This window comes from Arthrobacter sp. 18067 (assembly GCF_902706295.1).
Lineage (GTDB): Bacteria > Actinomycetota > Actinomycetes > Actinomycetales > Micrococcaceae > Arthrobacter.
This window is the reverse complement of sequence record NZ_CACSJJ010000001.1, coordinates 457552-469726: the sequence shown is the minus strand read 5'-3', so window position 1 is coordinate 469726 and position 12175 is coordinate 457552. Positions and strand designations below refer to the sequence as shown.

Here is a 12175-nt window from a genome sequence, read left to right as displayed (position 1 = left end):
AATTCTCGGCATTTCGAATCCTCTGCTGGGCGCGGGTTACGTGGTTATCGGAAGCCCTTTAAGCCACGTACCTGTCTAAAGGGTTTCGCAGGAACCGGCGACGACGGCAGACGGCCGGCACCTTAACTCCCGCCGCACCTCATTGCAGACAGTACGTGGTTTAAAGGAGTGTTCTTTAAGGCAGGTACATTTATGCAGTTCAACCACGTTTCCCTTGCCATTACTGCTTGACAGTGCCGTATTCGGCGGCGTTGACTACTAACTAGTTGATTCATACGTGATTCAGAACACTAGTCAGCACATCAGCACTGACGCCCGTCCACGAAACCAATTCGTGAGGCGCAGGCCACGCACATAGCAGGAGAACACCATGACGGATTCGGAGCAGTTTGATGTTGTCGTAGTTGGGGCTGGCTTTGCTGGTCTCACGGCGGCCCGGAATCTCAAAGACAAGGGCATCACCGCTGTGGTCCTGGAGTCGCGGGATCGTCTGGGAGGACGCACGTGGTATCGCAAGTTCGCCGACACCGACCAACTCATCGAGATGGGTGGCAACTGGCTCACAATGAACTACCAGCCGTTAATGCAGGCTGAGCTGGACCGTTACGACATTCCGATTGAGCTGAGCCCCGAGATGGCCGCGTCGGAGTGGCTCATCAACGGCAAACGCACCAGAGGGTTCCCCGTGCCCCTGGACGAGATCAAGTCCCTGGAGAAGGCGGTATTGCACTGCGTTCGAGCAGCTGATCGTATTGACCCGTACGCCCCTCTGGACACCCAGGGCCTGGAAGATCTGGACGTGTCGTGGGATGAATTCTTTGCCCCGTTGGACCTTCCGCGAGCCACTTGGGACTTTCTTTCCATGTTCCCGGTCTTCTACGCAGCACGGGACACCGCGTCGATGTCCGCACTGATGCTGCTTCAGCAGTTGGCCCTTGTGGGGAACAGCCCGTGGAGCTTCTTCGCCATCGGTCACCATCGCTTCACCCACGGAACCAAGTCCATGATCGACGCCATCGCCGGAGACTGTGCTGACGTGCGGCTGAACACGCACGTGGCGTCCGTGACGCAGGACGACGACGGCGTCGAAGTCACCACATCCGAGGGAGATGTCCTCCGCGCCCGATGCGTCATCTGGACGACGCCCCTGAACTGTTGGAACGATGTGACGTTCACCCCGGCCCTCAGTCAAGGCAAGCAGGATGCCGCAGCTGGTGCTCACTCTTCGGACATGACAGTTAAGTTCTGGGCTTTGGTGGAGAAAAACGACGTCGACGCCGTGATGGCGGGGCCGAGCACCAACCGGGGCCTCGCTGTCCTGAGTCGGGAGTACGACGTCGAGGGCTCGGCCCTCAAGGTTGGGTTCTCGTGCGACCCGACTGCCTTTGACTTCAATTCGGTCGAAGGTACAGATGCCGCTGTTGAAGCGCTGACTCCGGGTGCCCACGTCATCAAGAGCGATTGGCACGACTGGAACACTGACGTGCTGGCGAAGGGCTCATGGTTTGGCGCCCGACCGGGTATGTTGTCGACGACTCACTCCGAGCTTTCCCGCCCCGAGGGACGGATCCTGTTCGCAAGCAGCGACATCGCGGTCTCATTCATGGGATGGATGGAGGGTGCGCTCGAGACAGCCCATAAGGCCTCGGCCGATGCCGTTGCCCTTCTTGGGTCTCGGCCGTGAGTAACGCGACTGCGGTTTCCTCGGCATCCATCAGCCGGCCAAGCGACGAACGAGTTCCACGTCCCGTCCTGGCCATGCTGCTACAGCGCGTCCCGCTGGGCATCGTGACGATCTGGATCGTCACGATGATCGTGTTCGCAGCCACCCAGTTGCTGCCCGGTAACGCGGCCCTCGCGGTGCTGGGGAAGAACGCGACACCGGAACGACTGGCTGCACTGGAGAAGCAGATGGGGCTTGACCAGTCTCCGGTCGCGCAATACTGGCATTGGTTCTCGGGCCTGCTACAAGGTGATCCCGGCCGAAGCCTCGTGAACCAGCAGACGATTTCGTCGCTCACCGGGCCGCAGGTACTGAACTCGGCTGCGCTCGTGGTGACCGCAGGCATCCTTGGAACGCTGATCGGCGTGGCCGTCGGGCTCGTTGCCGCTGTGCTCCGGGACAGCCCTCTCGATCACGCCCTGGCGGCGACCGCTCTGGCCATTCTCTCGCTGCCCGAGTTCGTCATCGCCATCTTCGTGACCGTCCTGTTCTCGACCAACGTCTTCCACTGGTTTCCCGCCGTGTCGGCACTTCCGCCAGGTGCGCGCCCGTGGGATCACGTCTCGATGTTGGTCCTTCCAACCATCGTGCTGGTCATCGTCATCGCCCCGTACGTGTTCAGAATGATGCGCGCCGCCACTGTTGAGGCGCTGGAGAGTGAGTACGGCGAGATGGCTGGCCTGAAAGGGCTGACAAAGCGACAGGTGCTGCTGCGACACGCACTTCCGAACGCCGTTGCCCCGACGGTGCAGGCGATCGGGCTCAACCTGCTCTACCTCGCCGGAGGCATCGTTGTGGTGGAGTCGGTCTACAACTACCCGGGAGTGGGGCAGGCACTCTATCAGGCCATCCTCAACAAGGACGTCCCGACCATCCAATTCCTCGTGACGCTGTTGGCCGCCTTCTACGTGATAGTGAACATCATCACGGACGTGCTGGCTCTGATGGCCACACCCAGAAGGCGGCTGCAGAGATGACAACCATCCAATCCCCTCAAGCAGCAGACATTGCGCTCGAAGAGGTGCCAATGGTCCGCAGGTTCGAATGGCTGAGTGTCTTGGGCAGATCATGCCAAAGCACCCGAGGCATGGTCGGGCTCGGCCTAACGTTCCTGGTCCTCGCTGTGGCGTTCTTAGGACCCCTTTTTGCGCCAGAGAAGCCCAACAAGGTGGGTGTAGTCGGCGCGTTTGCCGGACCGTCCTCCAACGCCATCTTCGGCGGGGACGCGCTGGGACGCGATGTCCTCAGCCGCGTCCTCTCCGGAGGATGGCAGATCATCGTTCTCGCTACGCTCGCCACGGCGCTCGGCGTGGTGGTGGGCGCCATCGCAGGTGTCGCAGCTGCGTACTTGGGCGGCTGGCTCGACAACCTGATCATGCGAGTCGTCGACGTTGTCCTGGCCTTCCCCCAGCTGGTGTTCGCGCTGCTGCTGATCTCGGTCGCCGGGAACCAGCTGTGGCTCCTCGTCGTGGCAGTCGGCACATCTCATGCTCCACAGGTCGCCCGCGTCATCCGAGCAGCAGCACTGGATGTCACCGAGCGCGACTATGTCAAAGCGGTGGCGATCACCGGAGTCAGTCCCGTGCGGGTCATGCTCCGCGAAGTGCTACCCAACCTGACCACGCCCCTGATGGTGGAGTCGGGGTTACGTATGAGCTTTTCGATCATCGTGATGGCCGGACTGGCGTTCCTGGGATTCGGTTTCCAACCGCCGGACGCCAACTGGGGATACATGATCAATGAGAATCGGATCGGAGCGGCCATCAATCCGTTGGCCATCCTCGTGCCGGCCATGCTGCTCGCCATCTTCGCGATCGGTGTCAACACCTTCGCGGACGCGGTGACCCGGTCGGCGCTCAGAGTTGACCGGACGGTGCGGGCCAGCATCACGGCCGATGCCGGGTCGCCCGCTCTTGCCGTCGTCCTTCCCGCTGAGGATCAGGCTATGCCCTCGAAGGAGACGAAGACACTATGACCAAGCAGGAGCAGGACATGTCGGTATCGGTAGGAACCACGGACCCGGTCCACGAGCAAGGACACGGCGGGGCCGTTGAGACGGGGAAAGGCAACATGAGGGTCACGGTTGAGAACCTCACCGTACGGATCGCGTCGAGCAAGGTCGTGATCGTCAATGATGTGAGCATCGAGGTGGCCGCAGGTGAGATCCTCGGCATCGTGGGTGAGTCCGGTTCTGGCAAGACGACACTCGGGCTGGCGATGATCGGCCACACCCGGCGTGGTCTCGAGATCAGTCACGGTGCCATACGCCTGGACGGGCGTGATCTCACGTCGCTTCCTGCACGGAAAATGACAGGACTATATGGAAGCGCCATGACCTACGTGCCCCAAGACCCGGGAACGGCACTCAACCCGGCACGCCGCATCGGATCGCAACTCCGCGAGATCTTGACGGTCCACGGCGTCAGCAAGCGGGAAGCCGACGAGCGTATCCGTGAGATCCTCGGCGAGGTTGGCCTCGACGGAGTGCGTCACGTACTCTCGGCGTATCCGCATCAGCTGTCGGGCGGGCAGCAGCAACGCGTCGCGATCGCCATGGCATTTGCTTGTCGTCCCGGCCTGATAGTCATGGATGAGCCGACCACGGGCCTTGACGTGACCACGCAACGCACTGTGCTGAACACCGTCCGCTCGCTGTGCTCGAAGTACGGGGTCGCGGCCATTTACGTGAGTCACGACGTCGCTGTCGTCGCGGAGCTGGCCGACCAGGTCGCTGTGGTTTACGCGGGGAAGATCGTGGAGAGGGGACCGGCCGCGCGTGTCTTCGGGTCGCCGGAGCACCCCTACACAAGAGGTTTGCTGCGCGCAGTGCCCTCCGCCGAACGTCGCACTCGACTCCGCGCGATGCCGGGTGTCAGACCTGAGCTGGGAGATCCGTCGCCGGGATGTGCCTTCGCCCCTCGCTGCTCGATCAGTGAAAGCCGATGCCATCATGTCTCACCAGTTCTCGTGGCGGTACCCGCAGGTTCTGATGGTTCGCACTCTGCTCGCTGTCTCGTAGCACCGGGCGTCGGCACGCGCGAGGCAATGGCGCTGGACCTGCGAGTGCTGGACGCGGTGGATGACCAGCACGAAGAGGCAGACTCGACCGTCGTGTTGCAGGTGTCCAATTTGTCCGCGCACTACGGGACCAAGAAAGTTCTCCACGACATCAACCTGTCAATCGGCAAGAACGAGTGCTTGGCGCTGGTCGGTGAGTCGGGCTCCGGCAAGACGACTCTTTCACGGTGCCTGGTGGGGTTGCATCGAGGGTGGTCCGGTGAGGTGCGTCTTAGCGATGAAGAGATCACACCCGGTGTGAGCCAGCGGTCCCGCGACGCCTTGCAGCGCATGCAGTATGTCTTTCAGAATCCCTACGCGTCATTGAACCCCCGCCGGACGGTGGGTGGGCTGTTGCTGCAGCCTCTCGAGCATTTCACAAAGTTAGGCCGTCGTGAACGGAACCAGCGGGTCGTCAGCACGCTGGATGCTGTCTCGCTGCCGCGCACGTACCTGGCCAAATATCCCGATGAGCTCTCGGGCGGCGAGCGTCAGCGAGTGGCGATCGCGCGAGCCCTCGTGGTCCAGCCGCAGGTGCTCGTTTGCGACGAAGTGACATCGGCGCTCGATGTGTCCGTGCAGGCGTCCGTGATCGAAATGCTGCGAGACCTCCAGCTCGACCAGGAGTTGTCCATACTCTTCATCACTCACAATCTCCCCCTGGTCCGGAGTATCGCGCAGCACGTGGCCGTCATGTCAGACGGTCGGATCATTGAGCAAGGCGGGACGGATTCGGTGCTGGACAACCCGCAGGCCGTGTACACGCAGCAGCTGATGGAGCACCTGCCCAGCTTCGAGGACCCGGTGCGATCGGTGGGTCTGGGATGAAGACTCCGGTCCAACTGTTAGCGAGCGACAACAGCTCCGAGGCCAGTAGTGGCATCCCCACACCTTTGAACCGCCAAACGTATCCGATATCACCCACGCACCCGAACTACCCGAGATGGAGCACTCATGATTGAGCCGCATAACCCAAATAATGCCGGGCTATCCCGACGCACTCTCTTTCGCTATGCAGGAACGGGGCTGGCAGCCGCAGCTGTCGCCAGCGCGCTCGGGGCCTGCGACAGCTCGGCAGGGGCTGGCACGACCACATCGACGTCCTCGCCCGTCAAGGGCGGTACCCTGCGTGCCGGCCTCACCGGAGGCGGGGCGGCCGACACGTTGGACGCTGCCCTGCCCCTCAACAATATCGACTTCGCTCGGGGAGGTGCGCTCTATAATCCGTTGATTGGCATGGATAACGACGCACACGGGGTCAAAGCTCTGGCAGACCTGATCGAACCGTCCAAGGACGCCATGTCATGGACGATCAGGCTCAAGGACGGACTGACGTTCCACAACGGCAAGCCGGTCACCGCCGACGACGTGTTGTTCACGCTCAACCGGGTCGTGTCGAACCACTACGGCGGATCGTCGGCCCTGACCCAGATCGACATGAAGAACGCCCAGAAGGTGGACAAGCTCACTGTCAAGCTGCCGTGCTTTACCCCCTTCTCGATCCTCGACCAAGCCCTGTACGCGAATGCCTACTACCTCGGCATCGTCCCGACCGACTATGACCCCAATAATCCTGTAGGCACGGGTCCGTTCAAGTTCGAGTCGTTTACGCCCGGACAGCAGAGCGTTTTCACTGCCAATCGCGACTACTGGGACACTGCCGCGCACGTCGATTCCCTCGTGATCAGCAACTACACCGACGAGACTGCACAGCTCAACGCGTTGCAGGCCCAGCAGGTCGACCTCGTCAACCAGCTGTCCGCTGCGTCCGTCGGCGTGGCCAGAGCAGCGGGCCAAGTGCTCGTATCGAAGGGTGGTGGCTCGACGCCCATCGTCATGCGGTGTGACAAGCCCCCGTTCAACGATGTTCGTGTCCGCCAGGCGCTTCGACTCGTGGTGAATCGTGCGCAGCTCAACAGCGTCATCTTCGAAGGAAACGCAACCGTCGGCAACGACGTGTTCGGCCTCTGGGACCCTGACTATGACACATCGATACCGCAGCGCGAGCAGGACATTGACCAAGCGAAATCACTGCTCCGGCAGGCTGGTCAGTCTGACCTGAAGATCACTCTTGTGGTCGGCGACATCTCCTATGGTGCGGTCCAGACGGCCCAGGTCTTCGCGGACCAGGCAAAGCTGGCCGGAGTGACGGTGGAGATCCAGAAGGTCACCGTCACTGACTTCTTCGGCAGTAACTTCTTGTCCTGGGACATGTCGATCGACGCGTGGTACTACACCCCGTACCTGGCCATGGCCAGTTACACGACCACACCGGGTGCCCCGTACCCCGAGACTCATTTCAGCGACGAGAAGTACAACAGCCTTTACCAGCAGGCGATCGCAACGACCGATGAGGGCGCCCGCCGTGAGCTGTCTCATCAGATGCAACTGATCGACCACAACCAGGGCGGATACATTATTCCGCAGTTTGCGGCATCGATTGATGCAGCCGGCAAGTCGGTGGGCGGGCTGACCGCCTCCAAGACGGGCTTGTCGTTCGGCAACTTCGACTTCAAGTCCCTGTGGGTGGCGTGACCATCGCTGCGGCGCCGGCCGCTCTCCGTATTCGTCCAGACGCTGAGGGCGACACAGTTGATGCGTTCTCGGATGAGGATTGTATCCAGTGGCTGTGGTCGGAGCATCACAGCCCCGACGGCTCGCGATCTCATTGCCCATCGTGCAACAGAGTCCGCCGCTTTCACTTGGTCCGCGGACGAAGCTGCTACAGCTGCGATAGTTGTGGGCATCACGTATTCCCACGGGTCGGCACTATTTTCGAACGTTCGAGGGTGCCGTTGCGCGTTTGGTTCGCCGCCATTCATGCGCTGGAAATGGACCCTGGCCTGAACGTCAATGCCTTGGCCCAACGGCTCGGCATCACGGACACCCGGGCCAAGCGGGTGCGTGACCGGCTCGTCGCGGCGACCGGTGATGCCGAGCGTCGGGAACTGGAGCGTATAGCCAACACCGTCCGCGACTGGGACCAACAGTGGCACAGCCAAGGGAGGGCCCGGCCCGCGCACGGTGTCACAGACACTGACCTCACCCGGCTCAAGATCCTTGAGGCAACTGTCCAGGTCATCGTTGCACGCGGATACTCCGAGGTCCGCGTCAGCGATGTAGCACTCCAGGCAGGCGTCTCGACTGCGACGGTGCACTACCACTTCGAGACCAAGTACGAGCTGCTGTTCGCGGCACTGAGCAATGCGATGCGTGGCTGGTTCGAGGGCGGCAGTTTCGACGAGGATGGCTCTGCGATTACGAACCTTGGCGCCGCCCTGCGGCACGCGATCGTGGCTTCACCGGACCGGGTGGACCAGATCGTCTGGATGGACTTCTCGCGTCTCGCACTCCGTGACGCCCGCTGGGCAGCTCGGCTCGAGGAACTATGCCTGCAGTGGGACAGTCAGCTGCGAGGCATCATCCAAGGCGGTGTCGATGACGGGGTCTTCCGATGCATCGGCACGGTGGATGACGCGGTCATGCGTATCCAGGGACTCATCGATGGTCTAGCCGAGCGGGTGATGCTCGCTTACAGCGATTCGCCGGCCCCGCGCGTCTACCGCCTTGTTGCTGAATCCACGGCCATCGAGCTCGGCATTGATTCCGGGGAGCTGCTCGAGGCTATCCATAACACCCCTCTCCAGGACTTCCCGTCTTCCCTGACCTTCACTACGCCGAAAAGGAATGAACCTTGACAATCGCACGAGGTACCTATCCCGCCACCGAGTTCACCGCGTCGGCAGATGACGTAGTCGACGTGGTTGTCATCGGCTCCGGCCCATCCGGAGCAACCGTGACCAAGGAGCTAACCGCCATGGGCTTCCACGTGGTCTGCTTGGAGCAGGGCCGATGGATCGACACCCACGAGTACACCGGAACGCGAGATGAATATGAGCTCTCGACCTACGGGCGTTGGCACAGCAGCTCGAACGTCAGGGCCATGCCGGAGGACTACCCACTGAACCTGGCCGACAGCGATGTGTCACCGGTCATGTACAACGCCGTTGGAGGCGGCAGCATTCATTTCGGTGCGTACTGGCACCGATACATGCCCAGCGACTTCAAGCTGCGTTCCCTCTACGGGGTCGCCGACGACTGGCCCATCTCCTGGGAGGACCTGGCACCGCACTACGATGCGGTCGATAAGGACTTCGCCGCCGCCGCGATGCACGGAGACACGGCCTTTCCGGTGACGGGGGGCACGACTCTTCCTCCCCACCCGATCAATGACTACGGGAGGCTGTTCGCCCAGGGCATGAATGCCAAGGGCTGGCACTGGTGGCCGGCGTCGAACGCTATCGCCAACACCAACACCAAGGGATTGGTGCCGTGTGTCCGTCTGGGAGTCTGTGAAGCGGGCTGCCCCAATGGCTCCAAGGCAAGCGTCGACATCACGCACTGGCCTATCTCACTGAAGCAGGGTGCAACGTTGGTAACTGGCGCCCGGGCTCGTGAGCTGACGGTCGACAAGGACGGACTGGTCAACAGCGCCATATTCCTCGACAACAACGGCCGGGAACATCGCATCAAGGCCGACTTGTTCGTGATGGCCGCGAACGGAATCGGCACCAGCCGGCTGCTCCAGCTTTCGACGTCGTCTCGTTTTCCGGACGGCTTGGCCAATTCCAGCGGTTTGGTCGGGAGGCGCCTAATGCTGAACCCCACCGCCATGGCGGTGGGCGTGTTCGACCAGAATCTGGCCAGCTGGTTCGGGCCGGCGGGCAACACAGCGCACTCCTTCCAGTTCGGCGAGACCGACGCGTCGCGTGGGCATGTCCTCGGGGCGTCCTGGGGGACCAGCGCCGCAGGAGGGCCCGTGGCCGCTTACTCTCTATCGACGGCGGCAGGAGGGGCGCGCGCCGGGGCGGGCATGATGGACGGCGTTCGCAACATCCTCGGCCGATCAGTGCTCATGTCGATCTGCACGAGCGACCTGCCGAACGAAAACAACCGAGTGACTCTCGATCCGGTGTTGACAGACTCCCACGGCATCCCGGCGCCACGTATCGAATACACCAAGGACCAAAACTCCAAGGACCTCATCGAGTTTCACCTGGATCGTGCCACCGAGGCTCTCGAGGCGGCCGGTGCAGTCCAGGTGCTCCGCTATCCCGAGATGCCAGATCAACCCGGACACATTCTCGGCACAGCACGCATGGGCACTGATCCGACAAGGTCAGTCGTCGACGGGTACGGGCGCACACACGACGTGCCGAACCTCTTCATAGTCGATGGAAGCGTCTTCCCCTCGGTCGGCACTGTCGGCCCGACCAACACCATCAGCGCATTTGCTCGGCGCACCGCCCACCACATCGTGGACCACGCGATGGCGACCATGGAAAGTGAGATTGCGTGATGGACGACCTCGACCAAGGGCTTAGTGAGGCCCAGCGAGCCACCCTCCACTCGCTGGCTGAGATCATCACGCCGGCGACCCCCGGATTTCCGTCAGCAGCGGAGGCCGATCCGAGCGGAGCAGTGCTGGACATGGCACTGGCAGAGCTGGTCCGGAACCGTCCCGCAATCGTGGCCTACGTGGATGCTGTCGCCCACTTGTGGGGCAAGGGCGTCCAGCCGGATGTTGAAGGGCTTGAGGCGATCGACCCTGCTGGTTTCGCCGTAGTGTGCGATCTGCTCGTCGGGCGCTACCTGTCCTGCCGAGCGGTGTGGAGGCTGTTGGGCTATCCGGGCCGGGTGCCGGCGCCCCCTGCTCAAGGAGAGGTCGAGCTCTACCTCAGGGACGACCTTCTGGCCCCGGTCGTGGCTCGCGGCCCGATCTATACGATGCCCCCGGGCTGACGCCCAAGGTTATGACACGACCAACCAACCCTCGATAACGCCTTCCGCGTATTCGATTCAGACGAACTGGGGAACCACTTTCATGAGCTCACATAGCAACTCCACCTCTCTCGCGACGGTAGATGTCTTGCCTGTCCCGACAGTGACTCGGACACAGGCCTTCATCGACGGCGAGTTCGTTGATGCGCAATCCGGGCGGACATTCCCTACCTACGCTCCTTCCACTGGACATCTCTTGGCGATGGTGGCTGACGGGGGAGTAGAGGACGTCGACCGGGCGGCGCTCGCCGCCCGGCGTGCGTTCGATGCGGGATCCTGGTCTCACGCCGATGTCCGGCGAGCGGCACTGACACGCCTGGCGGACCTCGTCGAGGAGAATGCCCAGGAACTGGCGGCACTGGATGCCATTGACGCGGGCAAGCCGATTACGGACTGCGAGACGGGCGACATACCCGAGGTCGCGCACCTCTTCCGGTGGTACGCGGAGGCGATCGACAAAGTGTTCGGCAAGGTCTCGCCGACCAGCGAAGGCCATCTCGGCATCATCACGCGCGAACCCGTCGGAGTCGTAGGCATCGTCGTCCCGTGGAACTACCCGGCGGTCATGCTGACGTTTAAGGCCGCACCGGCACTGGCAGCCGGCAACTGTGTCGTGGCCAAACCGGCAGAGCAGGCACCGCTCAGTGCACTGCGCCTCGCCGAGCTCGCCACCGAGGCGGGGTTTCCGCCCGGCGTCTTCAACGTCGTGCCAGGTGACGGGCCGACGGCCGGCCGGGCCGTCGGGATGCACCCGCTCATCGACGCGGTAGCCTTCACCGGCTCGACCCAAGTCGGTCGCGAGTTCCTCCGGTATGCGGCAGAAAGCAACATGAAGAACGTGGTGCTCGAGCTAGGCGGCAAGAGTCCCCAGATCGTGATGGCGGACATGAAGGACGATCTGACGGTTATCGCGGAGGACCTGGCTGGCGCGGCATTCGGCAATGCAGGCCAGAACTGCACGGCCGGCTCCCGGGTCCTGGTCGCGAACGGTCTCAGGGAGGAGCTCACAGATCTGCTGGCTCAGGCCGCTTCCAAGATCAGGCTGGGTGATCCGATGGACCGGAGCACGGAGATGGGCCCGCTGATCGAGCGTACGGCGCTCGAGCGTGTTTCACGCTACGTGGATGAGGCTGTGGCGCTAGGAGCCCGTGTGCGAGTAGGGGGCTCGGTCGTTCTGGAGGGCACGGGCGGGCACTTCTATCCGCCGACGGTCCTCGACCAGGTGACCCCGGACATGGCGATCGCCCGGGAGGAGATCTTCGGGCCTGTGGTGGCGGTGCTCGGCTTCGACACGGAGGAGGAAGCACTTCAGCTAGCGAACGACAGTGAATACGGCCTCGCGGCGACGGTCTGGTCCCACGATGTTGACGTGTCGTTCCGTATGGCGCGTGGAATCCGCGCCGGAACCGTCGCGATCAATGGGTACAGCGAGGGTGACATCACGACGCCGTTCGGCGGGCATCGTGCGTCCGGCTTCGGAGGACGTGACAGCGGCGTGGAGGCGATGGAGCAGTACACAGAGCTCAAAACCACATGGTTCACACTGCGATGAGC

Annotated in this window: 9 protein-coding genes; all 9 read left to right on the top strand. The window is 62.5% G+C overall.

The features are described 5' to 3' along the window. Window positions 1–370: 370 nt before the first annotated feature. The 9 genes from GVL04_RS01990 (at window position 371) to GVL04_RS01950 (ending at window position 12173) form a co-directional block, all read left to right on the top strand. Window positions 371–1684 carry an NAD(P)/FAD-dependent oxidoreductase gene (locus GVL04_RS01990; protein WP_159698729.1) on the top strand — a complete coding sequence of 438 codons (1314 nt, stop codon included), beginning with the start codon at window positions 371–373 and terminating at the stop codon, window positions 1682–1684. Next, window positions 1681–2700, top strand: a complete 1020-nt coding sequence (locus tag GVL04_RS01985; protein ID WP_159698726.1) for an ABC transporter permease — start codon at window positions 1681–1683, stop codon at window positions 2698–2700. Before GVL04_RS01990 ends, GVL04_RS01985 begins: the two co-directional genes overlap by 4 nt. Next, window positions 2697–3698 (top strand): ABC transporter permease, encoded by a 1002-nt coding sequence (locus GVL04_RS01980; protein ID WP_159698723.1) that lies wholly within the window; start codon window positions 2697–2699, stop codon window positions 3696–3698. Before GVL04_RS01985 ends, GVL04_RS01980 begins: the two co-directional genes overlap by 4 nt. Beyond that, window positions 3695–5608 (top strand): ABC transporter ATP-binding protein, encoded by a 1914-nt coding sequence (locus tag GVL04_RS01975; protein WP_200846715.1) that lies wholly within the window; start codon window positions 3695–3697, stop codon window positions 5606–5608. The genes GVL04_RS01980 and GVL04_RS01975 overlap by 4 nt, the downstream gene beginning before the upstream one ends. Before the next feature lie 126 nt (window positions 5609–5734). Then, the gene (locus GVL04_RS01970; protein WP_159698720.1) at window positions 5735–7315 is read left to right on the top strand and encodes an ABC transporter substrate-binding protein; all 1581 of its coding nucleotides are present in this window, start codon (window positions 5735–5737) and stop codon (window positions 7313–7315) included. A 254-nt stretch (window positions 7316–7569) separates the two neighbouring features. Continuing rightward, the gene (locus GVL04_RS01965) at window positions 7570–8478 is read left to right on the top strand and encodes a TetR/AcrR family transcriptional regulator (RefSeq protein WP_159698717.1); all 909 of its coding nucleotides are present in this window, start codon (window positions 7570–7572) and stop codon (window positions 8476–8478) included. Continuing rightward, complete coding sequence (locus GVL04_RS01960; RefSeq protein ID WP_200846714.1) at window positions 8475–10139, top strand: GMC family oxidoreductase; 1665 nt, start codon at window positions 8475–8477, stop codon at window positions 10137–10139. Before GVL04_RS01965 ends, GVL04_RS01960 begins: the two co-directional genes overlap by 4 nt. Next, a complete protein-coding gene (locus GVL04_RS01955) occupies window positions 10139–10582 on the top strand; it encodes a hypothetical protein (protein WP_159698714.1) in 444 nt (147 codons plus the stop codon). The genes GVL04_RS01960 and GVL04_RS01955 overlap by 1 nt, the downstream gene beginning before the upstream one ends. Window positions 10583–10664: 82 nt before the next feature. Further along, on the top strand, window positions 10665–12173 hold the full coding sequence (locus GVL04_RS01950) for an aldehyde dehydrogenase family protein (protein WP_159698711.1): 1509 nt from the start codon (window positions 10665–10667) through the stop codon (window positions 12171–12173). Window positions 12174–12175: the final 2 nt, after the last annotated feature.

Excerpts from the sequence above, each read along its gene's own strand:
- GVL04_RS01980 (WP_159698723.1), top strand. The coding sequence starts at position 2,697 with ATGACAACCATCCAATCCCCTCAAGCAGCAGACATTGCGCTCGAAGAG.
- GVL04_RS01955 (WP_159698714.1), top strand. The coding sequence starts at position 10,139 with ATGGACGACCTCGACCAAGGGCTTAGTGAGGCCCAGCGAGCCACCCTC.
- GVL04_RS01990 (WP_159698729.1), top strand. The coding sequence starts at position 371 with ATGACGGATTCGGAGCAGTTTGATGTTGTCGTAGTTGGGGCTGGCTTT.
- GVL04_RS01975 (WP_200846715.1), top strand. The coding sequence starts at position 3,695 with ATGACCAAGCAGGAGCAGGACATGTCGGTATCGGTAGGAACCACGGAC.
- GVL04_RS01950 (WP_159698711.1), top strand. The coding sequence starts at position 10,665 with ATGAGCTCACATAGCAACTCCACCTCTCTCGCGACGGTAGATGTCTTG.
- GVL04_RS01970 (WP_159698720.1), top strand. The coding sequence starts at position 5,735 with ATGATTGAGCCGCATAACCCAAATAATGCCGGGCTATCCCGACGCACT.